The organism is Methanothermobacter thermautotrophicus, assembly GCF_014889545.1.
GTDB lineage: Archaea > Methanobacteriota > Methanobacteria > Methanobacteriales > Methanothermobacteraceae > Methanothermobacter > Methanothermobacter thermautotrophicus_A.
In genome coordinates this window covers 263464-288717 of record NZ_QKOF01000007.1, presented here as the reverse complement: position 1 = coordinate 288717, position 25254 = coordinate 263464, and the positions used below count along the sequence as shown (strand labels likewise).

General features: G+C 49.4%; 27 protein-coding genes and 1 tRNA gene. 20 read left to right on the top strand and 8 right to left on the bottom strand.

The annotated features are described in order from the left end of the window. Positions 1–57: 57 nt before the first annotated feature. The 6 genes from DNK57_RS08845 (at position 58) to DNK57_RS09210 (ending at position 7058) form a co-directional block, all read left to right on the top strand. A complete protein-coding gene (locus DNK57_RS08845) occupies positions 58–360 on the top strand; it encodes a hypothetical protein (protein ID WP_192962586.1) in 303 nt (100 codons plus the stop codon). Positions 361–577: 217 nt separating this feature from the next. Next, a complete protein-coding gene (locus DNK57_RS08840) occupies positions 578–1150 on the top strand; it encodes a helix-turn-helix domain-containing protein (protein ID WP_192962585.1) in 573 nt (190 codons plus the stop codon). An 11-nt stretch (positions 1151–1161) separates the two neighbouring features. Further along, complete coding sequence (locus DNK57_RS08835) at positions 1162–1563, top strand: acyl-CoA thioesterase (RefSeq protein WP_192962584.1); 402 nt, start codon at positions 1162–1164, stop codon at positions 1561–1563. Between the two features lie 17 nt (positions 1564–1580). After that, positions 1581–3227 carry an AMP-binding protein gene (locus DNK57_RS08830; RefSeq protein WP_192962583.1) on the top strand — a complete coding sequence of 549 codons (1647 nt, stop codon included), beginning with the start codon at positions 1581–1583 and terminating at the stop codon, positions 3225–3227. A gap of 25 nt (positions 3228–3252) precedes the next feature. Then, the gene (locus DNK57_RS08825; protein ID WP_192962582.1) at positions 3253–5754 is read left to right on the top strand and encodes a DUF5814 domain-containing protein; all 2502 of its coding nucleotides are present in this window, start codon (positions 3253–3255) and stop codon (positions 5752–5754) included. Positions 5755–6725: 971 nt separating this feature from the next. After that, a complete protein-coding gene (locus DNK57_RS09210; RefSeq protein ID WP_226891241.1) occupies positions 6726–7058 on the top strand; it encodes a hypothetical protein in 333 nt (110 codons plus the stop codon). A 621-nt stretch (positions 7059–7679) separates the two neighbouring features. On the opposite strand, the gene DNK57_RS08805 is transcribed toward DNK57_RS09210, so the two are convergent. Genes DNK57_RS08805 through DNK57_RS08795 form a run of 3 tightly spaced genes read right to left on the bottom strand, consistent with a single transcriptional unit; the run spans position 7680 to position 10983 of the window. Continuing rightward, positions 7680–9788, bottom strand: a complete 2109-nt coding sequence (locus DNK57_RS08805; protein WP_192962578.1) for a ribonucleotide reductase N-terminal alpha domain-containing protein — start codon at positions 9786–9788, stop codon at positions 7680–7682. Between the two features lie 8 nt (positions 9789–9796). Beyond that, positions 9797–10498 (bottom strand): 2-amino-5-formylamino-6-ribosylaminopyrimidin-4(3H)-one 5'-monophosphate deformylase, encoded by a 702-nt coding sequence (arfB, locus tag DNK57_RS08800; RefSeq protein WP_192962621.1) that lies wholly within the window; start codon positions 10496–10498, stop codon positions 9797–9799. 2 nt (positions 10499–10500) lie between these two features. After that, complete coding sequence (locus DNK57_RS08795) at positions 10501–10983, bottom strand: DUF1947 domain-containing protein (protein WP_192962620.1); 483 nt, start codon at positions 10981–10983, stop codon at positions 10501–10503. 298 nt (positions 10984–11281) lie between these two features. On the opposite strand from DNK57_RS08795, the gene DNK57_RS08790 reads away from it, so the two are divergent. The 8 genes from DNK57_RS08790 to DNK57_RS08755 all read left to right on the top strand — a co-directional run bounded on the left by DNK57_RS08790 (position 11282) and on the right by DNK57_RS08755 (position 17012). After that, the gene (locus DNK57_RS08790; RefSeq protein ID WP_013295846.1) at positions 11282–11518 is read left to right on the top strand and encodes an LSm family protein; all 237 of its coding nucleotides are present in this window, start codon (positions 11282–11284) and stop codon (positions 11516–11518) included. A gap of 101 nt (positions 11519–11619) precedes the next feature. After that, positions 11620–11802: a 50S ribosomal protein L37e gene (locus tag DNK57_RS08785; RefSeq protein ID WP_013295845.1), complete on the top strand. Its 183-nt coding sequence runs from the start codon at positions 11620–11622 to the stop codon at positions 11800–11802. Next, positions 11803–12645 carry a toprim domain-containing protein gene (locus DNK57_RS08780; protein WP_192962577.1) on the top strand — a complete coding sequence of 281 codons (843 nt, stop codon included), beginning with the start codon at positions 11803–11805 and terminating at the stop codon, positions 12643–12645. Positions 12646–12678: 33 nt separating this feature from the next. After that, positions 12679–14085, top strand: a complete 1407-nt coding sequence (purF, locus tag DNK57_RS08775; RefSeq protein WP_192962576.1) for an amidophosphoribosyltransferase — start codon at positions 12679–12681, stop codon at positions 14083–14085. A 58-nt stretch (positions 14086–14143) separates the two neighbouring features. Next, a complete protein-coding gene (locus tag DNK57_RS08770; protein WP_192962575.1) occupies positions 14144–15340 on the top strand; it encodes a peptidase U32 family protein in 1197 nt (398 codons plus the stop codon). Between the two features lie 128 nt (positions 15341–15468). Then, positions 15469–15942: a CBS domain-containing protein gene (locus DNK57_RS08765; protein WP_192962574.1), complete on the top strand. Its 474-nt coding sequence runs from the start codon at positions 15469–15471 to the stop codon at positions 15940–15942. 18 nt (positions 15943–15960) lie between these two features. After that, a complete protein-coding gene (gene cfbC / locus DNK57_RS08760) occupies positions 15961–16773 on the top strand; it encodes a Ni-sirohydrochlorin a,c-diamide reductive cyclase ATP-dependent reductase subunit (protein ID WP_192962573.1) in 813 nt (270 codons plus the stop codon). Positions 16774–16829: 56 nt separating this feature from the next. After that, entirely contained in the window at positions 16830–17012 is a 183-nt protein-coding gene (locus DNK57_RS08755; protein ID WP_192962572.1) for a hypothetical protein, read from the top strand. On the opposite strand, the gene DNK57_RS08750 is transcribed toward DNK57_RS08755, so the two are convergent. Beyond that, entirely contained in the window at positions 17013–17426 is a 414-nt protein-coding gene (locus DNK57_RS08750) for a GIY-YIG nuclease family protein (RefSeq protein ID WP_192962571.1), read from the bottom strand. A gap of 265 nt (positions 17427–17691) precedes the next feature. On the opposite strand from DNK57_RS08750, the gene DNK57_RS08745 reads away from it, so the two are divergent. Then, positions 17692–17862: a hypothetical protein gene (locus tag DNK57_RS08745; RefSeq protein ID WP_010876278.1), complete on the top strand. Its 171-nt coding sequence runs from the start codon at positions 17692–17694 to the stop codon at positions 17860–17862. Between the two features lie 72 nt (positions 17863–17934). Further along, positions 17935–18351, top strand: a complete 417-nt coding sequence (locus tag DNK57_RS08740) for a DUF371 domain-containing protein (RefSeq protein ID WP_192962619.1) — start codon at positions 17935–17937, stop codon at positions 18349–18351. A gap of 173 nt (positions 18352–18524) precedes the next feature. Here the strand turns inward: DNK57_RS08740 and DNK57_RS08735 are convergent. Then, positions 18525–18608 (bottom strand) — tRNA-Leu (locus DNK57_RS08735). A 197-nt stretch (positions 18609–18805) separates the two neighbouring features. Between DNK57_RS08735 and DNK57_RS08730 the strand changes: the two genes are divergently transcribed. The 4 genes from DNK57_RS08730 (at position 18806) to galU (ending at position 20959) form a co-directional block, all read left to right on the top strand. Further along, on the top strand, positions 18806–19111 hold the full coding sequence (locus tag DNK57_RS08730) for a DUF167 domain-containing protein (RefSeq protein WP_192962570.1): 306 nt from the start codon (positions 18806–18808) through the stop codon (positions 19109–19111). A gap of 77 nt (positions 19112–19188) precedes the next feature. Then, complete coding sequence (locus DNK57_RS08725) at positions 19189–19428, top strand: hypothetical protein (protein WP_048060862.1); 240 nt, start codon at positions 19189–19191, stop codon at positions 19426–19428. 12 nt (positions 19429–19440) lie between these two features. Beyond that, complete coding sequence (locus DNK57_RS08720; RefSeq protein ID WP_192962569.1) at positions 19441–20064, top strand: hypothetical protein; 624 nt, start codon at positions 19441–19443, stop codon at positions 20062–20064. A gap of 37 nt (positions 20065–20101) precedes the next feature. Next, positions 20102–20959: a UTP--glucose-1-phosphate uridylyltransferase GalU gene (galU, locus tag DNK57_RS08715; protein WP_192962567.1), complete on the top strand. Its 858-nt coding sequence runs from the start codon at positions 20102–20104 to the stop codon at positions 20957–20959. Between the two features lie 46 nt (positions 20960–21005). On the opposite strand, the gene DNK57_RS08710 is transcribed toward galU, so the two are convergent. The 3 genes from DNK57_RS08710 to galE all read right to left on the bottom strand — a co-directional run bounded on the left by DNK57_RS08710 (position 21006) and on the right by galE (position 25246). Further along, positions 21006–22268, bottom strand: a complete 1263-nt coding sequence (locus tag DNK57_RS08710) for a CPBP family intramembrane glutamic endopeptidase (protein ID WP_192962566.1) — start codon at positions 22266–22268, stop codon at positions 21006–21008. 72 nt (positions 22269–22340) lie between these two features. After that, positions 22341–24272: a hypothetical protein gene (locus tag DNK57_RS08705; protein ID WP_192962565.1), complete on the bottom strand. Its 1932-nt coding sequence runs from the start codon at positions 24270–24272 to the stop codon at positions 22341–22343. Next, complete coding sequence (gene galE, locus DNK57_RS08700; protein ID WP_192962564.1) at positions 24269–25246, bottom strand: UDP-glucose 4-epimerase GalE; 978 nt, start codon at positions 25244–25246, stop codon at positions 24269–24271. The genes DNK57_RS08705 and galE overlap by 4 nt, the downstream gene beginning before the upstream one ends. Between the last annotated feature and the right edge of the window lie 8 nt (positions 25247–25254).

The following is a 25254-nucleotide window of genomic DNA, read 5'->3' as shown; positions in this document are numbered from 1 at the left end:
CCTTCCGAAAATTTACCAACATTATAAATATCATGAGAATGAGAAAAATAGAGAGAGGTGTTACCATTGAAATCAGCAAAGAAGGGAAGGCTTTTCGCGATCATAATGGTGGCTTTAATCGCATACGGGTTTTCATCGACCCTGTGTATACTTTTAAAGCCATCCTTTGCATTTGAAATGCCCACAGACATCCTTCCCTCAGATGAAAGGATACAGACCATGGGAAACCCTGGCTTTGAACCGGTAACCCTCAGGATGCATGTGCTGAATAACACCACCAACATAACCAACACAAGTGAGGTCACAGTCTACATTGACAATAGAACCAACAGGTCCACCTACACTGGAAACCAGGATTGATGCATATTTAACGATGCCCTTCATGGTCTAAATACCGAGAGAATGTCTTCTCTGCACTGATTATACGGAGCCCGATATATTACCACTGGCCATGCTTAAATACTGAACAGTTCCACACCCTAGATAGTGGATGTTCTGCACATTTTTAAACAGCAATTTTTTTAAACTGAAATTTTAGAAATAGATACAGCTTACCTATAAATGTTAAGGTGATCACGTGCCAGAAAACACAGTGGGAGAGAGAATAAAACAGCTCAGGGATAACCAGAAAATAACAGTAGATGAGCTTGCAGAAAGAAGTGGAGTCAATGCGGGACTCATAAAGAAAATAGAGGAAGGGGACGTTATACCATCACTCACACCCCTCATAAAGATCTCAAGAACCCTTGGAGTGAGGCTCGGCACACTCCTCGATGACAGGGTCCAGGACGAACCGGTTATAGTGAGGAAGGGCAAAACCGAGAGGGTGATACATTTCTCAGGCTATGAGGAGAAAACAGACACCAGCAACCTCAACTTCCACTCCCTCGGCGCAGGTAAAAGCGACAGGCACATGGAGCCCTTCATAATCGACGTTGAACTCCACACCGACGACTTCAAACTATCATCCCATGAGGGCGAGGAGTTCATATACGTCCTTGAGGGTGAAATAGAGGTCATCTATGGACAGGACCGCTACCTCCTCTCAGAGGGTGACAGCATCTACTATGACTCCGTGGTACCCCACCACCTCCATGCAGCAGGAGAAGAAAATGCAAGGATACTTGCAGTTGTCTACACACCCTTCTAGTTGATGATAGAATGTTCAGAATCACCGTAACCCCCCGCTTCGGGGACATAGATGGTCTCAGGCACGTCAACAACACGGTTCTAGCGGTCTGGTTCGAGAAGGGCAGGAACCCCATATTCAGGATGTTCACGCCGGACCTTGACCTCAGCTATGAGAAGTGGAAGCTCATACTCGTGAGGACGGAGTTTGACTTCCTGGCCCAGATGTACTATGGAAGCGACGTTGAGATAAGGAGTTACATAACCCACATCGGAAACTCCTCATTCACAATAGGGCATGAGGCATGGCAGGACGGGGAACTCAAGGCCAGGGGCAGGGCAGTCCTCGTCCACTATGACTTCATAGAGCAGAGGAAGAAGCCTATACCTCCAGAGATAAGGAAGAAACTCCAGGAGCACCTAGTGGAGGAATAACTTATAAGGGTGGATTTATGGTTTTCACTGAAGATACAATAGGGGAATTCTTCGAGAAACAGGTTGAAAGGTACGCTGATAAGGAATTCATAGTATACCCGGACAGGGACCTGCGTTTCACCTACAGAGAATTCAATGATAGGGTCAACCTCCTTGCCAAGGGTCTGCTATCCATCGGCATAGGGAAGGGGGACCACGTGGGTATCTGGGCAACCAATGTACCTGACTGGCTCACCTTCCTATTCGCAACTGCAAAGATAGGGGCTGTCCTTGTAACTGTCAACACAGCCTACAGGAGCCACGAACTGGAATACGTAATGAAGCAGTCTGACATGAAGGCCATAGCCATAATAGACGGCTTCAGGGATGTTGACTACGTAAAGACACTCTATGAACTGGTTCCTGAACTCAAGACCCAGGAGAGGGGCCACCTCAGGAGTGAGAGGTTCCCTGAACTTCGAAGCGTTATATACATCGGCGCCCAGAAGCACAGGGGCATGTACAACACCAATGAACTGATGCTCCTTGGAAAACACGTCCCTGACACCGAGCTCAGGTCTGTGATGTCAACCCTCAAAAACACCGATGTCATCAACATGCAGTACACCTCAGGAACCACGGGGTTCCCCAAGGGTGTCATGCTGACCCACCGGAACATTCTCAACAATGGCTACTACATCGGGGAGAGACAGAGATTCACAGAGGAGGACAGACTATGCCTCCCGGTACCCCTCTTCCACTGCTTCGGCATAGTCCTCGGGGTCCTCGCGATCCTCACCCACGGGGGCGCACTGGTGATGATAGAGCTCTTCGATCCGCTCCTCGTCCTTGCAGCGGTTGAAAAGGAGAGGTGCACCGCACTCTACGGGGTTCCAACCATGTTCATAGCAGAGTTCACCCACCCCATGTTTGACATGTTCGACCTCTCATCCCTCCGCACAGGTATCATGGCAGGGTCTCCCTGCCCCATAGAGGCCATGAAACGCGTCATCAATGACATGAACATGAAGGAGGTCACCATAGCCTACGGCCTCACAGAGGCATCACCGGTATTCACACAGACAAGTGTGGACGACCCCATAGAGAAGCGCGTTGAGACAGTGGGAACACCCCTACCCCACATTGAGGTCAAGATCGTCGACCCTGAAACAGGAGAGGAACTTGGACCCGGAGAACCAGGTGAGATATGCTGCCGCGGCTACAACGTCATGAAGGGGTACTACAAGATGCCCGAGATGACTAAGGAGGCCATCGATGAGGATGGCTGGCTCCACAGTGGTGACCTCGCGGTTATGGATGAGGACGGCTACTACTCCATCGTAGGAAGAATAAAGGACATGATCATAAGGGGAGGGGAGAACATCTACCCCCGGGAGATAGAGGAGTTCCTCCACACCATGCCTGGAATAAAGGACGTGCAGGTGGTGGGCATACCCGATGAGAAGTACGGGGAGATAGTCGGAGCCTTCGTCATAAGAGAGGAGGGCGCAGACATCCTGGAGGAGGACGTGAGGGACTATGCCATCCAGAGAATAGCAAGATACAAGGTTCCGAAGCACGTCTTCTTTGTGGACGAGTTCCCCCTCACTGCAAGTGGAAAGGTTCAGAAGTTCAAATTAAGGGAAATGGCGGTTGAGCTCCTCAAGAAGAAGGAGCAGCCCTGATTTTTTTAATTTTTTGAGAGATATAATGATAGTTTTAAACAGAAGGAAAAGGTCAGTTGATTTTATACCCGCAGGAAACCCAAAGAAGGTCCTCAACACGCGCAGAAAACCGGGTTACTGGGGCAGAATCAAAATCAGGAGCACAGATTCCGGGCCCAAGATATCACGCTTCACTGTTGAAAGGGATGAACGCGAAACCGTCAGGAAACCATCGGAGGCCCTTAAATTATTGAAGAAGCAGGCAGTTATTCTAACAGGACGTGACCCGGAGATTGAGGATCTTCTCTCATCCTATGGCATCAGGTACCGGTATGCAAGGGTATGCCAGCACTGCCTCCATGAGGGCTACCTCACAATTGTAAGTTCAAGGTCCTCGACGGTGCACGCCGGCCAGGTAATATGTTCAAGATGCGTTGACGAGCTCATAAAGAGGGAGCTTAAATTTGCAGGTATGGACAGATCAACATTCAGGAACTTCAGGAGACTTATCCGGCGCGGTGTAAGCCTTGATAAGATACTGGAGATGATGTCCCCCCGCTTCGATCCCCTTGAGAACCATGAACTGACCCGCTATGATACCGTGACATCCGGCTCAGACAGGACCCCCCGCGTGCCGGTTGATAAACTTGCAATCCCTGAAAAATTTAAGAGGATGCTTAAAAGGGAGGGTAACACTGTGCTGAGGCCTGTACAGGTCCTTGCAGTGGATGCGGGGCTCCTTGACGGCGAGGACATCATGGTAGTATCTGCAACTGCAAGCGGAAAGACCCTCATAGCGGAACTTGCAGGCATACCCAGGGCAATGGGGGGTGAAAAATTCATATACCTCACACCCCTGGTAGCCCTGGCCAACCAGAAGTACCGGGACTTCAGAAGGAGATACTCACCCCTCAAACTCGAAACAGCCATAAAGGTGGGTATGAGCCGTATAAAGGCAAGGGATGAACTCAGAATCCCGGAGACAGATGTGAGCAAGGCTGACATAGTGGTGGGAACCTATGAGGGTATGGACTACATCCTGAGGGCAGGGAGGTCAGACATCCTGGGGGATGCTGGCGTGGTTGTCATTGATGAGATCCACACCCTTGAGGATGAGGAGAGGGGTTCAAGGCTCAAGGGGATGATAAAGCGCATAAGGAGGCTCTTCCCGGAGGCCCAGATAATAGCACTCTCTGCAACCGTGAAGAACACACGGGAGGTTGCCTCCGAGTTCGGCCTTAAACTGGTTGAGTATGAAAGGAGACCGGTCCCCCTTGAGAGGCACCTAGTATTCTCTAGGGGTGAGGAGGACAAGAAGAACCTCATACTAAGGCTTGCTGAGAGGGAATTCTCCACAGAATCAGAGAAGGGCTTTCGCGGCCAGACAATAATCTTCACAAATTCCCGCAGAAAGACGAGGCTCATTGCAGATTACCTGACACGCAGGGGTGTGAGGGCCGCAGCTTACCATGCAGGTTTATCCTACAGGGAAAGGCAGCGCATAGAAAGGGCCTTCGCATCCCAGGAACTCGCAGCAATAGTCACAACTGCCGCCCTCGCCGCTGGGGTGGATTTTCCAGCATCACAGGTCGTCTTTGAAACACTTCTCATGGGAAACAGGTGGCTCATGCCCAACGAATTTGCACAGATGCTTGGAAGGGCCGGCAGACCATCCTACCATGACCGCGGCGTCGTATATGTCCTTGCAGAGATTGGGATGGAATTTGATGGTGAGTCAGAGGAGGCCATGGCACTCAAACTCCTTGAAAGCGGCCCTGACCCGGTGGATGTGAATTACACAGAGGAGGATGTCCTTGAGAACCTCCTGGCAGACATAACCTCCGGTGCTGTCAGTTCAGAATCTGAGATCGCTCCTGACCCTTCATGGCCCCTGGACCCGGAGGGAGCACTTGAAATCCTTGAATCCCATGGTATGATAGTGAGGGATGGGGGCCTCCGCGCCACCAGATACGGTATGGCGGTCTCAAAGTCATTCATAGGGGTGGCCGATGCCGAGTACATAAGGGGCAACCTTAAGGGGTCTTCCAGGGGGCCCCTTGACATTGCACTGGAGCTGGAACCCTTTGAGGGAGCATATCTATCAGGGAGGTTGCACCGTGCCTTCAGCAGGGCGGCCGGGTCAAGGTTCTCAATGAATCTGATGGCGGATTCAACCCTTGATATACTCTCAGATGGAGATAACCTTGTGAAGCTTGACAGTAAACTTCAGGAGGCTGTTCTTAACCTGCAGATGGATTTCCTATCCTGTGAATGCAGGGACAGACCATTCTGTGGGTGCATCCAGCGTAGACTATCCGAACATGTTATAGCAGAGCGTATCAGTGGCAGGGATCCGGTGGAGATAAGCAGAAGCCTTCTATCCAGATACCAGATTCATGCCTACCCGGGGGATATCTTCAGCTGGCTTGATACCACCATCAGGACCCTTGAGTCCATAGGGAGGATCGCCAGCGCATTTAAGCGAAAAAAAGCTGCAGGGGAATGTTCTAGAATTATAAAGTCTATTGAGGCAGGTAGAAGAATCTGAGTCTCATCTGGAATAAGTTGAGTTGAATTTTTTCCCATAGCTTCTTCCCATCACAGGTTAATCAGCATCTCTGGGATTTATCATGGAAAAACTTAAATCAAACCGTCGGAGAGAATATTTATTAACTCAAGTTCTCACGGTTGACTGATATCAGGATATAATAATCATGGATAAGTCGGATAACCGGTTTTTGATGTTCATACCATCACTGATGGTGTTTCTGCTTGCTCTTTCCTTAACCCCTAGGTATCAGTGGCCTTTCGGTTGGGACATTTTTTACCATATACACCTTGCAAAGATTTACATGTCACATGGTTTAACCCTTCATGATCCTCTTTATAATGCTCCTAAGGCTAATATCATTAATTATCCACCTATTTTTCATATAACAGTCCTTTTTAGTATCTTTAACTTTTAAGAACGTGACTCTTTGAAGCAGCTAAATTTATGCAACCCGTTTTATCTGCCCTGGTAACTCTATCAGTTACCTTCGTTGCCTTAAAATTTTACAAAAATAAAATGACTGGTATTGCAGCGGGCATTCTCCGGTCATCAGCGGAATTGCAGCGAGGCTGGACTCCCATCACCTGAGAACATGGCCCTGATATTCTTCCCTTTGAGTATTTACTTCTATTATGAGTTTTTTAAATATAATAAAAGTCCTTTCGCTATTTTATCCGGCCTTTTCATGGGTTTGGTTGCACTTATACATCCAGCTGCAAGTTTTTGCCCTGGATTCACAGTCACCATCGTAACCCTGGGGATACTTATCACGGACCTTTATCTTGATAGAGACCCTGCTGTTGTACGGAAGGTCCTTTTGGGATACATATATTCCTCATAACAGCCTTTTTAATCGCTGCGATCTGTTGGTTACCTGCCATCTACCTCAAGAACACGGGCAACGGTGGCGTGAGCACAGGTTGCAGGCATCAGTAGGCTCAGTATCATCAAGTTCCCTGGTGCGCTGGGTGTATCTTGCTGTAATAATATCTATTCCTGGGATCATATCCATTAAGAGATTCAATCTTGAAGAGAGGGCGGTCCTTTTCTGGGTCTTTGCGGTGCTCCTGCTATCAAAGACATATTACCTTGGAATCAATGTTATAACATACAGGCTTCTGATCTATATAATGATCCCTGTGAGTATCCTGGCCTCCAATGGCCTGATTTCAGTCTCTAAAACACTCAAAGGAATGGATAAAAATTTGGCCAGGGCTTTCATGGTACTAATATTTATAATTGCTATCATTCAGGGCTTCAACAACTTATCCGGCGCAAGGGTTACTGATATGGTGCAATAACTCCATATGGGAATAAATATCGCTCCATCACCTGAATCAGAATTTGAACTTGCAGAATGGTTTGAAAGGCAGGATGGAAATGGGACAATTTCATTTTCAGACTACTACACCTCAGTTTTTGTGATATCCTATACCGACAGACCTGTTAATTCATTTCTGTATGAGTAGGGGGATACCCTCATCTAAAGAGCTCTCAGAGGTGGCGTGAAATACCTTGTATTTGACAAAAGGCTCAAAGGGACAGGGAACTTCACCTTTGATGTCTCTGGAAACCTCCTTTATATAACCCATCAGTCAAGGACATATCCAGCCTCAACTACCCTTACCTTAAAAAGGTCTACGAAAACCGGGATTTTGTTGTATACATCTACAGAAGCAGAATCAGAAAGTAAATTGAGAGTAAACTAATGCCGCGGGTAATTGAGTTTATGGGGATTGGCTTCCTAATTTCAACGATTCAATAATTCAAAATTTTCGATGCAAGCTAGAAAAACTGGCATCTGTAGTTATATCGTTCGAAGCATCAACCTTTATAAGTTAGATAGTTCAACTGTGTTACTGGAGGATTTGAAGGTTTTCTGGTGTCCATTTTATCACCTTAATATAATCCTCCATTCTTCATCAGTTTGGACAGGTCATATCACGGCATGAACCCGCATATTCAGGAAACCTCAGGACCTCATCCACCTTACTGCCGTACCTGTAAACCGTGACACCCTTGCAGCCAAGCTCATGGGCGGCCCTGAAAACCATTTCAACGTCACTAGGTGATGAATTAGGCGGCAGATTCACTGTTTTTGATACAGCATTGTCCACGTAACTCTGGAAGGCGGCCTGCATCTTAACATGGAATACAGGGTCTATTTCATGGGCTGTAACAAAGAGTCTCCTTATCCCCTCAGGAACTCCAGGGACACCCCTCAGGCTACCCCTTGATTCTATGACCTCAATGGATCTCCTGTCAAGCCTTCCAGCCATCAGCTTAAATAGGGGGTGCATCTCACGGAAACTCCTCCCGAGGATGTTCCTTGTGAATGACACAGCAAAGAGGGGCTCGATTCCGCTGCTGGTACCTGCTATTATACTCAGAGAACCCGTCGGGGCTATGGTGGTTAATGTGGCGTTCCTCATACCCTCAAATCCCATGGTATCCCACATGCTACCCCTGAATTCAGGGAATGATCCCCTCTCCCTGGCAAGCTCCATGGAGGCCCTCCTTGCCTCAGATGATATGAACGCCATCAACTTGCCGGCCACCTCCAGGGCGGCCCCTGAATTGTAGGGTATGCCAAGCTTTATCAGCATATCAGCAAAGCCCATGACACCAAGCCCTATCTTACGGGTTCTCAGTGTCATCTCCTCCACACTACGGAGGGGGTAGCTGTTAACGTCTATCACATTGTCAAGGAAGTGCACAGCCACATGGACGGTTCTCCGGAGCCTCTCCCAGTTAATCCCGGAGGGGGATGCCATGAGGTTGAGGTTAACTGATCCAAGGTTGCATGACTCATAGGGGAGGAGTGGCTGCTCTCCACAGTTGTGGACTATGAATCCATTGGCTGTGAATGCATTTGCACCGTACACACTGGCATCGTAGACCTCACTGCGGCCGGCCCACCTGAGGCCCCTGAAGGTTGCAGTGGCACTGTAGCCTGTGCCCTGATCCATCACAAGGAGGTCTCCCCTTTCAAGTTCCCCTGCCGGACGCCATTCCAGACCACCATCCATCACAAGGACCCTGTGATCACTGGTAAGCCTTAAACTGTGGCCCTCCCCTGTTCTGAGATCATAAACATCCCTTTCACCGGTCCTGAAGAAACCAGAGGGGCAGGGGTACCCTGAACCATTAATGAGTGCGGTGAAGGGTCTACCCTCCAGTTCAGCCACGGTACGCGGGCCCCAGGAGGTCATTACAACGGTGTCACCGGATACGCAGGGGTTGGTTGCCTCTATCCTCCCAAGCCGTGGTGTGGGGTTGTAGCGGTTTATACGGTCCTCAAAGAGGATTCCCGGGTCCCCTGACCTCCAGGCTGCTTCCACGATCCTCTTAAGTATCGCCGTGGATTCTACCGAGTCAACCACGTCACCGTTCCTGGGGTTTACGAGTTCAACACGGTGGTCCTCCATGAAATTATCGGGTACGGCGACTGAGAGGTTGAAGTTCCTCAGGGGGCCCTCCCTTGACTTGGCGTCTATGAAGCTGAATATATCCGGGTGGCTCACATGGAGGACACCCATATTGGCGCCCCTCCTCCGCCCGCCCTGCTTTATGACATCAACTGCAACATCAAATATCCTCATGAAGGATACGGGGCCTGAGGCAACACCCATGGTGGATGCGACGATGTCCCCTCTGGGTCTTAACCTTGAAAATGAGAATCCAACCCCCCCACCGGATTTGTGGATGATGGCCATATCCCTGAGGGAGCTGAAAATGCTTTCAATGGAGTCCTCAACCGGGAGTACAAAGCAGGCTGAGAGCTGATTTATGGGGGTGCCCGCATTCATGAGGGTCGGTGAATTGGGGAGGAACTCCAGGTTACTCATGGTAGTGTAGAAGGCATCCTCTGCAACTAAGGGGTCATCACCGTAGGCCTCATCTGCAGATGCAACGGCCCTTGCGACCCTCCTGAACATCTCCTCCGGTGTCTCTACGACCTCACCACCCTCACCCCTGAGAAGGTACCTCTCCTCAAGGACCTTAAGGGCTGTTCTGCTTAAACTAATCATCTTTAAGGCTAGATTTCCACTATAATCTCCAGGAGATCTTTAACATCAGCCATGACACTTTCAATTGCATCATCAAGTATCCTCTGGCCCAGAACAGGGTCAGGGTTCACACCCTCCCTTTCACATATCCTGGCAGCCCTATCTATTTCCCTGTTGGCTTCACGGGCCTCTCTCAGGCCTATCATTCCAATTTCAGGGTAGAGTTCGGGTCTGCATTCATCAAGGCGCCTCAGATCCGCGATACCGAGTATGATGCCTGCGGACAGTTCACCGCTACCTGCGTGCGGCCCCTCAATCTCAACTATCCTGTTGTTCCAGGCGATTTCAAGGCCCAGTTCATCTCCAAGGTCCTCCATGCAGTCCTCCAGGTTGTTTCCTCCGTGACCGTTTACAATGACAGCGGCATCAAGGTTTAGAAGCCTTCTGGCCTTCCTCAGGACGGGTTTAAGTTCCCTCTCAACAAGTTCATCCCGGGCCATGTGTATGCCGTGTTTAACGTAGGGAAACTCTGTCGCAGCATATAGAACACCCAGGAACCTTGCACCGGTCCTGAGGGCTGCCTCAAGGGCCACGTAGGATGCTATCTTTGCATCGGTGTCGATGGGGAGTGCCGGGCCATGGTTCTCGAGGTGTGACCCCAGTGCCAGTATCCCCACCCTGTGGACATCCTCTGAGATTATGTTCCCGGCATCAAGGTTCAGCTCAACCAACACTAGACCTCCAGTTCCCAGATGGCGTCTCCGATGTGGTGGATGGTCCTGACAGCCTTTCCTGAATCATTTTCAACCATCTCAGGTCCACTTATAAGGCTTATGCCCACTGCAAGGGGTCTTCGGTTTCTCTCATCCACCACAACCACCGTGTCGTTCCTGGATATCTCAGGGTCGGCGTCAACTATACCCGGGCTCATGACGTCGGCCCCGTTTGCAAGGAACCTGACGGCACCCATGTCAACGACAACATATCCCCTCTCTATTTCCATCTTCAGGGCACCCCTGAGGGTCGGCACAACCCTGTCATCAATGAACATGAGGAGGGGCTCCCCGTTGACAAGTATGATATTGTTATCATCTGTTTCAATGATTTCAACCGTGGCCTTTTCAGGTATCAGGGGGGAGTAGTCTCCAATCTCCTCCCTGATCTCCTTAAGCTTCTTCTTCTTTATATGGTACCTCTTCCTGATCTTCACAGTCACACCCTGTTCATTTATACATGTGAAATAATCTGTAGCATATCTATTGCTTTTATCAATCATCTTAAACTCTTCCACAGCTATATCTGTAGCTCATTTCTAAACTATTTTACGTGCACATATGAGCATGAGGTTGGCATCAGGTCGGGGCGCTGGCATGGATCTGAAGGGGCACCGCGGTGTAAGAAAACTTATATACTAGTAAAATAGAAAAATGGAGTATCTGATTTGAAGATTTTCAGCTTGTTAGTTAGATTTAAATATAATCCGGCTAAATTTTAATCTAGGATAGGTGATAGATGTGAGTTCACAGAGAGTTAACGTACAGAGACCACTCGATGCCCTTGGCAATTCACTGAATTCCCCTGTGATCATAAAACTCAAGGGTGACAGGGAGTTCAGGGGAGTTCTAAAGAGCTTCGACCTCCACATGAACCTCGTGCTGAACGATGCAGAGGAGCTGGAGGACGGAGAGGTCACAAGAAGGCTTGGGACCGTCCTTATACGTGGAGATAACATAGTGTACATATCCCCGTAGATGGAACCGTCCTTATACGTGGAGATAACATCCCATGGATTTAATGTAAGGGAAGAGTGGATCAACTTTACAGATTAACTGATTTTAAGGAGGATTAGAACATGAAAGGTACTCCATCATTTGGTAAGCGTAACAAGAATCTCCATATAAGATGCAGGAGATGCGGTAAAAACTCGTACCATGTACGTAAGAAGGTCTGCGCTGCATGCGGATTCGGCAAATCCCGCAGAATAAGGCGCTACAGCTGGCAGAACAAAAAAATTACAGGCCAAAGGTTGAAATAAATGGATAATAAAGGCCCTGTTGATGTGCGGATAATTGTTGAGGGAGCCTCCGATGTTGAAAGCGTCTCGAGGGCGCTTCAGAGGGTGTCCCTCGGCGCCAAATACCATATAACAATATCATCCATAGTCCCAACAACAAGCCTCGAGATCGCCCTCAGGGCCGTTGAGGGTGCTGACATAGTCCTGATAGCAACTGATGTTGACCAGACAGGGCGGGAACTTGCAGATAAGTTCCGGGAAGCACTCAGGGGTCATGTTGGGCACATTGAACGGATGAAACTCCCCTACGGTCATGACGTGGAATACCTTGACCCTGACCTCATAAGGGAGGAAATAGAAAACGCCATCATAAGGGCCGGACTCCAGACACTCACAGGCATAAGGAGCCTCAGTGATATGAAGGAGAGGCTTGGGGAGTGTCAAAAGAAGCTGGATGAGGCAATCGCCGAGAACACTGCACTGAGGGATGAGAACACCCGGCTGCAGGATGAAGTCGAGGCAGGAAATGAAAGGATTGAATCCCTCAGGGGGGAACTGAATCAGCTTGAGGAGAAATTCCGCCTCCTGGAGGAAGAATACTCCAAACTCGAAACTCGTTTTTCTGAACTTGAAGATAAGGAACTTCTCGAGACCTTCTCAATCACGGACCTCTGGAGGGAAACCTTCGGAGAGGAACCCGATGACCTTGAGAGGATTTATTTTGTAACAGATCACATTAAACCCGAGGGCATAATCCTTGGGCAGGGCTCAATAGCGGCGCCATCAAGGGACGATGCGGTTGAGTGGCTCCGGATAATAAAATCGGCCCTGGTATTCACTGAAAAAGATGAAGAATCGTCCTAACCTGGATAAACCTTCTTGTTGGGAGAATCTAAAGTGAGAGATAAATGTGGTATTGTAGGGATTTACTCACAGGATAAGGATACCAGCGTGGCCTCCCAGATATACTATGCACTGTACGCGCTGCAGCACAGGGGACAGGAGTCTGCAGGGATCTCAACATTTAATGGCAGCGAGGTACTGACACACAGGGGAATGGGACTCGTATGCGACGTCTTCAACCCTGATAAGCTCAAGGAACTGGAGGGTAACGTTGGAATAGGACACGTGCGCTACTCAACCACCGGCGAATCAAGGATTGAGAATTCTCAGCCATTCTGGAGCGAATTTCAGGGAGGCAAAATTGCAATAGCCCACAATGGGGACATCATAAACTCCATGGAACTCCGGGAGGAACTCGAGGAGGAGGGTCACAGCTTTGTCTCAACGACGGACTCAGAGGTCATCTGCCACCTCCTCAGCAGGGAATACGATGAGAAACCCAACATGATATACGCCATAAAGAAGGTTTCAGAGCAGCTGGTGGGATCATACTCCCTGGTGGTGCTCCTGAACCAGGACCTGTACGTTGTCAGGGACCCTGTGGGTATAAAGCCACTGGCCTTTGCAAGGAAGGGCAGCACCCAGATCGTGGCCTCGGAGACCGTGGCCTTTGATGTTATAGGTGCCGAGCATGTCAGGGACGTCCAGCCAGGGGAGATACTCCACCTCAACAGGGGCAAATCCTACTGGGTTGCAAACGCCCCCAACACCCGGAGGGCCCACTGCATGTTCGAGTACGTCTACTTTGCAAGGCCAGACAGTGTAATCGACGGCCGAAACGTATACAGGGTCCGCCTCAATATTGGGGAGGCCCTCTACAGGGAGCACCCAGCCAATGCAGACGTGGTTGTACCCGTGCCGGACTCATCCATCCCGGCGGCCATAGGGTACTCACGGGCCTCAGGGATACCCTACGGTGAGGGCCTCATAAAGAACAGGTACGTGGGTCGCACATTCATAATGCCAACCCAGGAGGAACGTGAAACAGCGGTTAAGCTCAAGATGAACCCCATAAGGTCTGAACTTGAGGGTAAACGCATAGTACTCATCGATGACAGTATAGTGAGGGGTACAACCTCGAGGGCACTCATTGACATCATAAGGGATGCCGGGGCAGAGGAGATACATCTGAGGATTGGTTGTCCGCCCATAAAGTCTCCATGCTATTATGGCATAGCAATGGCAACGAGGAAGGAGCTCATAGCATCCAGCAGGAACGTTGAGGAGATAAGGAGGATAATAGGTGTTGATTCCCTGGGCTACCTGAGCATCGAGTCCCTGGTCGAGTGTATAGGCATAAAGAAGGGCTTCCTTTGCACGGGATGCCTCGACGGAGACTACCCCACACCCCTCCCCTCAGATATAAGTGAATACGAGGCCATGAGGTCCTGCTCCAGGTGATGTGGACATGATGCAGATTTTCTGGATCTAAAAAAATCATTGTTTTTAAGTGATTGAGATGCCTGAACTCCTATCACCTGCCGGAGACTTTTCATCCCTCATGGCAGCCCTCAGGTCAGGGGCGGACGCCGTCTACATTGGACTGGAGGGCTGCAACATGAGGGCCAGGGCAGATAATTTCACAATAAATGAGGTGAGAGAGGCTGTGGAGAGGGCCCACGACCACGGCTCCAGGCTGTATGTCTGCACCAACACGGCCCTCAGGGATGATGATGTTGAGAGGCTCAGGGTGATCTTCCCGGAACTCCACTCCGCAGGTGTTGATGCTGTTATAGCCTCTGACCTTGCAGCCGTGGACCTTGCAGCTGAGTGCGGGCTGGATGTCCATGTAAGTGTACAGGCAAACATTACAAACACCAGGACACTCACCATACTCAGGGATATGGGTGTATCGAGGGCCATACTCTCAAGGGAACTCTCCCTCAGGGAGATTGCAGGGATCGCCTCAGCTTCACCTGTTGAGGTTGAGGTCTTTGTTCACGGGGCCCTCTGCACCGCCATATCAGGGAGGTGCTACCTCAGTTCCCACCTCTATGGCAGGAGTGCAAACTGTGGAGACTGCCTGCAGCCCTGCAGGAAGAGGTGGAAGCTGGTGTCTGATGACGGTGAGTTCCACCTTGAGGTGTCAGCTTCAGAGGCTATAAGGAGCTACCTCCTGAGTCCAGCTGACCTCTGCATGATTGAGCACATACCCGAACTTGTTGATGCAGGTGTCCATGCACTTAAAATTGAGGGCCGCGGCCGCCCCGCAGATTATGTTGCAACGGTGACAGGCGTCTACAGGGAGGCCCTGGACAGATACCTGAGGGGCGAGTGGAGATTTGAGGAGCGCTGGCTAAGGGAACTTCGAAAGGTCTTCAACAGGGGCTTCAGCACAGGGTTCTACTTCAATGAACCTGAGACAGGTAGCAGTGGAAACATATCTGAATACATAAAGGAGGACATTGGGGAGGTAGTTAATTACTACAGGAAGGCCGGTGCAGCAAGGATACGGCTTTGGAGGCCCCTGGAGGTGGGTGATGAAATTATAATACAGGGAAAAACCACAGGGGCCCTCATACAGCGTGTCGAGTCACTCCAGATAGATGGGGAATCTGTGGAGATGGCTGAAGGTGGGGATGTTGGTCTGCTTGTTGAGGAGAGGGTCCGTCCAGGGGATCTTGTCTACAGAAGGGTTAAGAGGGTTGATTCCTGAGAAACTGCTTTTTAACATCCACCTCCGGTTCATTTCCATGTTTCATCCCCTTATCTGTCATCTTCATAGATTGAAAGAGACTGTTATTTTTAAAAGTGATGTCCCACATATTAAAGATGGGTGAACAGATGATAAGGGTAAAGGATGCAATGCAGAGCCATGTTATAACCGTTAGGAAAAACAGCAGGATCCATGATGCAGCAAGGATACTCAGGGAGAACAGGATAAGCGGTGCCCCGGTTGTGGACGATGACGGGAACCTTGTGGGTATTATCAGTGAGGGGGATATAATGAGGCTCATAGAGGTCCACTCCCCCAGCCTTAACCTCCTCATGCCCTCCCCACTGGACCTCCTTGAGCTCCCCCTGCGCATGAAGCACGAGTATGATGAGATAGCGAGGGGTATAAGGAAGGCGGCGGTCATGCTTGTGGAGGAGATAATGACACCTAAGGTTGTAACCGTGCCCCCGGACGCCTCGGTCTCAGATGCGGCTGAGCTCATGGAGAGGCATGACATCAAGAGGCTCCCGGTTGTTGATGAGGATGGCAGACTGGTGGGGATCATAACAAGGGGCGACATAATAGGGGCCTTTGTGAAGTGATCGCTCAGTGGTGTCTCAATGAAGAGGATAGCCATCTATGGTAAGGGCGGTATAGGTAAATCCACCATCGTCTCAAACATGGCCGCAGCATACTCATCGGACCACAGTGTCCTTGTGATAGGCTGCGACCCCAAGGCAGATACCACAAGGACCCTCTACGGTGAGAGGCTCCCTGCAGTTCTGGATGTCCTGAAGGAGAAGAGGAACCCCGAAGTTTCTGAGGTAATACACAAAGGATTTGGTGGTGTAAGGTGCGTTGAATCAGGTGGCCCTGAACCCGGTGTCGGGTGTGCAGGGAGGGGAGTTATCGTTGCAATGAACCTCCTTGAGAGACTGGGAGTATTCAGGGAGGACATTGATGTCATAATCTATGATGTCCTTGGTGACGTTGTTTGCGGCGGCTTCGCAGTTCCCCTGAGGGAGGACTTTGCAGATGAGGTCTACATAGTCACGTCAGGGGAGTACATGTCCCTTTACGCAGCCAACAACATTGCAAGGGGCATAAGGAAGCTCAAGGGTAAACTTGGAGGCGTCATATGTAACTGCAGGGGCATCAGGGATGAGGTTGAAATCGTATCTGAATTCGCATCAAGGATAGGTTCAAGGATGATTGGTGCTGTCCCCAGAAGCCAACTTGTCCAGGAGAGTGAACTTGAGGCCAGGACTGTCATAGAACGGTTCCCTGAGTCTGAACAGGCCTCTGTTTACAGAAAGCTTGCGGAGGATATCTACAGGAACACAGAATTCACGGTACCCGAGCCAATGGATCAGGAGGAGTTTGAGGAATTCTTCAGAAAATTTAGGGTTGAGGGTACTGAAGGTGCTTCCTGAGATTCATCCTTGATCTTAGGTTGGTCTTTCATGGGTTCTTGATGGAGGATATGGTTATGGAGAGGTTTGAGCAGCTTGGAGCCTTCCATCTGGCAGCTGGATTGTTGATAGTGATTATGGCTGTATGGGCACTTTACCCATCAAGTGCCCTTGGAACGGAGCCCCCATGGCATGCAGTCCTAAAGTTAATCTTCGGGGCCCTGATGATGGGTGCGGGGGTTAAACTCCTGAGGGGATAGTCAGATCTTCCATTCATGGACCTCAGCTCCCAGTTCCCTGAAGGCTCTCTCCACAGTTTCAAGGGCTTCATTTTTATCTTTAAAGTGGTGCAGGTGGGAGGTGCACCTGCAGTCTGAACAGCCGAATTTATCAATGGATCTGTCTCCATGGAGCTTCTCTGAAACTTCACATTCTAGTCTTCTTTCGTCTGTTGTGTAGAGGACACATTCAACCTCCGCATCTTCAAGGAAGTGGTCTATATGCCACCTCCTCTTTTTCTCAGAGCTGAGGTGTCTTTTTATTCTTGCCTCGAGGGAGCTGAATCCTGAACCAACGTATACATAGAATCCTGGAGGGAAGCTTATGGTTCCAAGACTTCCAATCCTCCTTTCAGTTCCTCTGCACTTTATTATGAGGCAGTAGGTTCCCTTCATGGTATCATTCCATGGAGTTTAATGGATCTGCAGGTGCTTCTCATAACCTGAATTTTCCTCTCTCCATCCATCATTAATGGACATCTACATCTTTATATATAACTTTTATCTTAATATTTATTAATTCATTCGAATATATCTCATTTTAATTAATAATTTACGTCGTTATTATCATAGCAAGAAACTTTTAGTAAAATTTATATCCATCACAATTTAATATTAATTCTGGTTTCTGCAGGGTACCATTACCAGTGGGGGTGATACCATGGCAGTGGCAAAATGGTTGCTTTACATAATTGGTATAATACTGGTACTGATGGGTATACTGGGTTACCTTGGGATCCCTTATCCGGCTCTCAAGGACCCGGCATGGCACGCTGCCCTTAAAATAATTATCGGGCTTGTAGCCCTCTGGGGAGGTACGAAGGCAGAGTAGATTTTGCCAGTTGAACTCTTTTTTCTGGGCCCTGCAGAAACCTAAACTTTACATGGTGATCCCATGGGAGTGTTGAGATATACTCTGAGGGCAAGGGGACATCCCAATGTCACAGCAGGCCACAGGACAACCTTTGAGGTCACTGTGGACCCGGAGATAGGTGAAACAGCAGACTGCATAATAGGTGTTTCATCATCTGATTCCATATCAACACTCCCCGATGAGATGAAGAGGGCCATAGCAGGGGAATCATCACGGGTCAGGGTGATACTGCGGACAGAGAATGGTTATGATGAGATAAGGGGTTACGGACACCCTGAACTTACCCTTGACCATCCGGCGGACATAGTGTGCAGGAAGAGTGATTACATCTGCAGCAGGACACTGATGATACAGGCTGATAAGGCTGCATGTGACCTTGATGAGAATCTCATAAAGGATCTGAGGGAGGGCAGGGAACTCACTGTTGAGATAATAGTCGAATATTAATTTTGACCATCTGCCCTTTTCTGAGGCCATTGAGAACCTGAGATTCCATGGATTTAAAGAAGTCAGGCTAGGTCTTTAATGGACCCTAGAAGAGCCTTCAGGACTCTGTGTTTATTAAAAAATTTTTGAGGTCCCTTATTGCTTAATGAGCCTTATAATGATGGAAATGGAAGTGCAGGGGACGGGATTCGAACCCGCGAAGGGACTCCCCCACTAGGCCCTCAACCTAGCGCCTTTGACCGCTCGACCACCCCTGCATGGGAAAAATCAGTGCTGATCGGGGAGTGAAACAAAGTATCTACATTTTACTATTTAAAGTTTGCGGTAGTTCAGAGATCTGCCATGAAACGGACCCTACTGGTGCCATCATATTTATGCAGATGAAGGGATATACTGATAGGCTGAAAGCTGAATTCTCAGTTATTATTGACTTAATGACCTGAGGGTGATCACTATGGACTGTCTTAGGGAGGTGGGTGAGGACCTCCTTGTGAACATTGAGGTATCACCTGCATCGGGAAAATTTGGGGTCTCATCCTACAATGAATGGAGGAAGAGGATTGAGGTTAAGATCCGTTCACCACCCCAGAAGGGGAAGGCAAACAGGGAGATAATAAGGGAATTCTCAGAGACATTTGGAAGGGATGTTGAGATAGTGTCGGGGCAGAAGAGCCGTCAGAAGACAATCAGGATTCAGGGCATGGGAAGGGATCTCTTCCTGAAGCTGGTCTCAGAAAAATTTGGCCTTGAGATTCCATGAATATGTTAAGTGCTGTTATTAAATGTATAGAAAACTTTATTAGTCATAAATATTAAAGAAATAACTGGAGGTTAGAAATGATTTCGACAGTCACAACAACAACTACCACCACGGTGACAACTGCAGATGTCATGACATACAGCATAATAGCAGTGATTGCACTTATTGGTTTCCTGGCTGTGAAGGAGGTGCTCAGCTCCGATGAAACAGGAAACGAAACATTGAAGGCGCTGGTATCCGGTTCCAACGTGGCAATTCTACCACTACTGATAGTGTTTGCAGCGATAGTGATATACAGGGTCCTGACAATTGTCTGAAGGGGGTAAAGGATGAACAGAAATGCTTTAATACTGGCCATAGTGGTTATAATCATCATAGTAGGGGTAGCGGCCCTCATGATGGGAAAACAGACAGTCACACCCCCTGCAGCAGGTGCAACACTTCTTGCATTGGACAACCATGCTGCTGACCATCAGGTGCATGCGGTTGCGGTTATAGAGAACGTATCAAAGGCTGATGGGTCACTCACGAACATATACATGGATTCATGGGAACAGCCAAATGGGAGGGTTACAGTGGACCTCTCAAAGGAACTCGGCTACAATGGATCATTACCGGCTGGAACAACCTTTACACTGAAGATGTGGATTGATCCACATGCCAACAAAACAGGGAACGCAACCATCAACATGACTGTACATGGAGGCAGCCAGGATAAAATCGATGAAGAGGCAAATGCATACCTTCTCACGGCATCACACGCATTTTACCCTGCATCTGCCATAACTTCAAACCAGATCAACATTACACAGGACCCCACCAGGGGCGCTGAGTTCCTCAAGGGTATAAGATCAGTTTACGTTGAGCTTCTTATAACCGTGAATGCAGATGGGACGGTTACCATAACACAGCTAGCACCTCCAGTTCTATGTACTCTCGCAGCGGGTGGTTAAAACTTTTTTTATTTTTTTAAATTAATGGAGGTTTTTCATGAAGGCAGTTATACCAGCAGCTGGCCTTGGGACCCGTTTTCTGCCTGCAACCAAGGCACAGCCCAAGGAGATGTTACCGGTCTTTGACAAACCAACAATACAGTACGTTGTTGAGGAGGCAGTGGCCTCAGGCATAGATGATATACTGATAATAACAGGTAAGGGTAAGAGGTCAATCGAGGACCACTTTGACCGTTCCTTTGAACTCGAATACTTCCTGAGGAAGAACAACAAGATGGATTACCTTGACGAGGTTGAGGCCATCTCAGACCTTGCCGACATCTACTTCGTGAGGCAGAAGGAACAGAAGGGCCTCGGGGATGCAATATACTGTGCAAGGAAACACATAGACGGAGAGGACGCCTTCGCTGTTCTACTGGGGGATACCATAACCTCATCAGGGGTCCCATGCACGCGCCAGTTAATGGATATCTATGATAGGTACGGGGCATCTGCAATTGCGGTGGAGGAGGTCCCCAGGGATAAGGTGGAGCGATACGGTATCATAGATGGCAAGGAGGTCTCAGAGGGAATCTACAGCATAAGGGATATGGTTGAGAAGCCACCTGTAAATGAGGCGCCTTCAAACCTTGCCATAATGGGCAGGTACGTCCTTGAGAGTGAAATATTCGACCACATAAGGGAGGTTCCACCAGGATTTGGTGGTGAGATACAGCTCACAGATGCCATGAGGTGCCTTGAAGAGGCCTATGGCTGCCTTTTCAGGGGAAAGACCTATGATATTGGTAACAGGGTGGACTGGCTTAAAACATCCCTGGAATTTGCGATGAAGGATGATGAAATAAGGTCTGAGCTCATTGAATATATGAGGGATCTCATAAATGGATACATTTAATTTCATCATTCAATGAATTCCTTTTTTATTGAAGTTCAATGAAAAATTAGAGGAAGGGCATTACCAGGAAGAGGATGGAATTTGATAACCCGTGGGATATGGTTATACCAGAAATGCTCCTTGTTCTCTGGAACGCCAGACCATAGATTATGGCGACACTGAAAACAAATATAAGGTCGTAACCGGACTTCCAGCCAATGTGGAGGGCTGTGAAAAGGAATGAAGCATACAGGAGACCCGGAAGTTTTCCCATAACATCCTCAGCATTTCTCTGCAGTATCCCCCTGAAGAGGAGTTCCTCTGCCAGCCCGGTCCCTATCAGCATGACCAGAAAGCCCAAGAGCAGATTTGAAGCTGAGGGTGATGGTATGAGTGCTTCGGGTCTGAGTATCTGGTACTCGGTGTAACCCATGGGAAAACCGGTAAGTGCAACAGCCAGCTGCCACTTCAGATTTTTAAGGTTCAGTCCAACATCGTCCCTTCCAAGGTTCTGTGTCCGCATGAGGGCAGCGGATGCAGCGAATAGGGGGATGGCTATTATAACATACCAGTAAAGGTGTTTGATAACAGCAAGGGGCATTGAGAGTCCAACAATCCTTATTAGGGGCAGCATCATCATGGCAGCAAGGAGGACCTTCATCTTCTTCTTTGAGATGGCAGAGTGGATGAAGAGGGCAAAGAGCAGGCCGGCATGAATCACGAGGCCCAGCTTCATGCTTATGAATGTCGTCGAATACTCTGCGATGATGAGAATTGCGAGGTAAAGGAGCAGCACAGATGTGTTGTACCTCAAAATTTCTTCCCTGAGTTCCTCCTCCAGTTCCTTCATCTTCGAATATGCGACAAGGACCTTTATCTTTTCATTGTGCCTCAGGCAGATCTCATTGTACCTCCTGTAGGCCTCAAGGGCCTCATCGTGTTTTCCCAGCCTCTCAAGGATCCTTGCACTGTACAGGATAGCTTCTGATTCCCTTTTAAGATCACCTGTTCTGCGGAAACCTGATGCTGCAAGGTTGTAGAACCATCCAGCCCTCTTCAGCTTACCCTCACCCTCACAGGCCCTCCCCATGCAGAGTGATGCTTCGGCCTCGCGGGGGTCATCCAGCTCCCTGTAGAGATCAAGGGCGTTTCTGTAACTCTCAATGGCTAGATCAGTCCTGTTGATCCTGTGGTACTCCCTCCCGATTCTGAAGAGGGTGTCAGCGGTCTTCTTCAGATCACCTGATTCGGCGTACTCATCAGCAACCCTGTTAAGATATTTTAGCCTGTCAATGTAGTCCTCGGGTCTTAGAATTCTTCTTCTCTCCAATATATCACCTGATCCATTAATGGACTCTTTCGTCGAAGCTGACCATCATGAGGTATACTCTCCGCACCTCACCTAATCCATTGCCATCCTGTGGAATAGCTCACCGTCCACGTGGAGGTCAAGCTGAACTGCAGGGGGAAGCGATGCCTTTTCAAACTTCCTGACGTCCTGGAGGATGCTCATATCAACTATGGCCTCCATTGACCTCACACCATGTCTGTATTCTGGTATCATGAGGAATGCATTGAGCACTCCCTCATCGATTCTGAGGCGTCTGCCGGTATCAAAGAGGTGGGGTGCCTTCCTCTCAAACATGGATCTCAGGAGTATTGCCCTGCGTAGCATGAAAAACTTATCGCGTCTGTGCTGTGGGTCTGGACCTATTATGTTCACGTATCCCCTGAGGCGGCTTATGAAGTCCCTGACCTTGGCCTCCCTCAGGACCTCAGGGTCCTGTGACTCAAACTCCTGGAAGGTGCTGCTCGTACCCCCTGCAAATACCAGGATGGATTTGCCCAGGGGGTGCATACTGTCACCCTCCCTGAACTCTCCGTCCTGCATGGGTGCAAGGAAGTACTTAATCCAGCCCAGTTTTTTCTCGCCGAGTGGGGAGTCAAATTCATCGAAGAACGCCTGGGGGACCATACCCTCAAGTACAGCGTCTCTTATCTGGTGAAATGCGTCTATAAGATCATCCTCGCACCTGAACTGGGATATGTTGAAGTTGAGTGGCTTTATTCTCTCAGGGTCGACACTTGCAGCAAGCTGGCTCACCGCGAAGGATTTGCCGGCACCGGGGGGCCCGAACACCCCGATGCACAGGGGCCTCTCAGGATTATCATTTTTCATGTACTCCATCATCAGGTTCCTTATGCTCTGATAACCCTCAATCTCTCTCCTGTCTGCTGTTATGAGTTTACCGAAGTGGGCAACGGGCAGAGGACATTTCCTTCTACTGTAACCGTTTATCACAATGTACCTTGAAACAGCCTCTATGTCAAATATGGGGGGTGAACTGGCGATTGTCCAGAGCCCACGGGGGTGCTTGGGTATTTCAACAGCCCCCACATCCTCACCTGGACTCCGGAATATCTCAGACACGGGGTAGTCGGGCTTGGATGAGAAGCCCATTTCAAGGAGTCTGGCAGCGGCTGCCATACCCCTCCTTATGCATTCATCCATCCCATTACCCTCTGAAAGGGCCGCGGTGAATCCTGCAGTGAATGCAGAGCCACATCCCTGCATTTTCCCAGGCGCCCTCTCTGTAAGGTTACCCTCAAAGAGCTGTGGGTGGTAGAACAGCCTGGCATCCCCACTGTTGTAATGTATGGCGCCCTCGAGGCCTATGCGGACCACCACGTTGAGGTCCCTGAGATCTTCGAGTGATCTGTTGTTCTCCATCTGCCACATGAAGTCCTCTGCGGTCCTCTCCCATGATAGCCTCCTTGTTATGCTGGCACCGTGCTCCCTGAGGTCATCAGCGGTTATTATGAGTATGAGGTTCCTTCCATGTTCCTCCAGGAGGTGCTCCCAGAGGCTGCCCCTGAATAGTGGTGAGGACATCTTGAGCACGATGGTGGGGTCTCCATCCATAAGCTGGGACGGCCACTTCTCCTCCATCTCCCTGAAGCCGTTCCCGGCATCATCAATTACCATGATACTGGATTCACGTTCCCTGAACTTGAAGGGCATTGATGGAAGACCAGTCTCCGGGCCGGTGTAACCCATGAACTTCTTGACGTGATAACCATCGCCTGTGGGTCTGAGCTCCGCGAATGAGTGTATGAACTCTGAGGGGTCAGTGTTCTGGGGCTTATCCCTCAGTGATGGGTGGTTAACCTCTGTGAGGCTTTTCAGCATCCTTGCTGTGAGGAGTGCACCGCCCTCAAGGGCCTTCCTCTTGAATCCGAGGTGTTCCTTCCAGTTGAACTCTGAGACATCGGAGTCTCCCCGAAAGGGCCACTGTATCCAGTCAACCGTTATATCTCCTGTGACGGTTATCATGATATTCCCTCTTTTATTCTTGAATGCCATTTCCACGCAGTTTCTATTATATCCTCAAGTTCTGTGAATTCCGGCCTCCAGCCAAGGATCCTTCTAGCCCTTTCGGCGCTACCCACGAGTTCAGGCGGATCACCGGGTCTTCGATCATCCTCAACAGCCATTATACTGGCACCTGTGACCTCCCTGCAGGTCTCTATAACCTCCCTGACTGAGAAGCCGTTCCCGTTTCCAAGGTTGAAAACTCCGCCTTCTCCACCCTCCAGGTATCTGAGGGCCCTCCAGTGGGCATCTGCCAGGTCCATGACATGGATGTAGTCCCTTATGCATGTCCCGTCAGGGGTCTGGTAGTCTGTACCGAATATCCGCACCTCATCCCTCAGGCCCATGGCAGCATCCAGGACGATGGGTATGAGGTGTGTTTCGGGGTTATGGAGTTCCCCCACCTCCCCTTCAGGGTCTGCTCCGGCTGCATTGAAGTAGCGGAGCGAGACATAGTTGAGGTCATAGGCCTCCCTGTAGTCCCCCAGTATCTCCTCAACCATGAGCTTTGATCTGCCGTAGGGGCTTATGGGGTTGAGGGGGTGTTCCTCGCTTATTGGTATCTCCATGGGGTTCCCGTAGACTGCACATGTGGATGAGAATATGAAGTTCCCTACGCCATGATCCACCATGGAATCCAGGAGGTTTATGGTGTTTATGACGTTGTTATGGTAGTACATCCCGGGTTTCAGGACAGATTCACCGACATCAGTGAATGCTGCAAAGTGCATGACTGCATCCACCTCATGGGTTTCAAGGACCCTGTCAAGGAGTCTCCTATCACCCAGATCACCCTCTATGAATTCACCCCACTTAACAAAGTCCCTGTGGCCCCTTGTGAGGTTATCGAGGATGAGGGTCTCGTATCCCCTCTCTGATAGAAATTTATTGACATGTGAGCCGATGTATCCTGCTCCGCCGACGATGAGTATCATTTTACCAC

Bases quoted from the DNA above. Each gene is read 5' to 3' on its own strand.
- DNK57_RS08755 (WP_192962572.1), top strand. From the start codon at position 16,830: ATGGAGAGGTTTGAGCAGCTTGGAGCCTTCCATCTGGCAGCTGGATTG.
- DNK57_RS08705 (WP_192962565.1), bottom strand. From the start codon at position 24,272: ATGATAACCGTCACAGGAGATATAACGGTTGACTGGATACAGTGGCCC.
- DNK57_RS08805 (WP_192962578.1), bottom strand. From the start codon at position 9,788: ATGATTAGTTTAAGCAGAACAGCCCTTAAGGTCCTTGAGGAGAGGTAC.
- DNK57_RS08770 (WP_192962575.1), top strand. From the start codon at position 14,144: ATGCCTGAACTCCTATCACCTGCCGGAGACTTTTCATCCCTCATGGCA.
- DNK57_RS08725 (WP_048060862.1), top strand. From the start codon at position 19,189: ATGATTTCGACAGTCACAACAACAACTACCACCACGGTGACAACTGCA.
- DNK57_RS08785 (WP_013295845.1), top strand. From the start codon at position 11,620: ATGAAAGGTACTCCATCATTTGGTAAGCGTAACAAGAATCTCCATATA.
- DNK57_RS08765 (WP_192962574.1), top strand. From the start codon at position 15,469: ATGATAAGGGTAAAGGATGCAATGCAGAGCCATGTTATAACCGTTAGG.
- DNK57_RS08745 (WP_010876278.1), top strand. From the start codon at position 17,692: ATGGCAGTGGCAAAATGGTTGCTTTACATAATTGGTATAATACTGGTA.
- DNK57_RS08730 (WP_192962570.1), top strand. From the start codon at position 18,806: ATGGACTGTCTTAGGGAGGTGGGTGAGGACCTCCTTGTGAACATTGAG.
- DNK57_RS08720 (WP_192962569.1), top strand. From the start codon at position 19,441: ATGAACAGAAATGCTTTAATACTGGCCATAGTGGTTATAATCATCATA.
- DNK57_RS08750 (WP_192962571.1), bottom strand. From the start codon at position 17,426: ATGAAGGGAACCTACTGCCTCATAATAAAGTGCAGAGGAACTGAAAGG.
- DNK57_RS08830 (WP_192962583.1), top strand. From the start codon at position 1,581: ATGGTTTTCACTGAAGATACAATAGGGGAATTCTTCGAGAAACAGGTT.
- galE (WP_192962564.1), bottom strand. From the start codon at position 25,246: ATGATACTCATCGTCGGCGGAGCAGGATACATCGGCTCACATGTCAAT.
- DNK57_RS08825 (WP_192962582.1), top strand. From the start codon at position 3,253: ATGATAGTTTTAAACAGAAGGAAAAGGTCAGTTGATTTTATACCCGCA.
- DNK57_RS08780 (WP_192962577.1), top strand. From the start codon at position 11,803: ATGGATAATAAAGGCCCTGTTGATGTGCGGATAATTGTTGAGGGAGCC.
- galU (WP_192962567.1), top strand. From the start codon at position 20,102: ATGAAGGCAGTTATACCAGCAGCTGGCCTTGGGACCCGTTTTCTGCCT.
- DNK57_RS08835 (WP_192962584.1), top strand. From the start codon at position 1,162: ATGTTCAGAATCACCGTAACCCCCCGCTTCGGGGACATAGATGGTCTC.
- cfbC (WP_192962573.1), top strand. From the start codon at position 15,961: ATGAAGAGGATAGCCATCTATGGTAAGGGCGGTATAGGTAAATCCACC.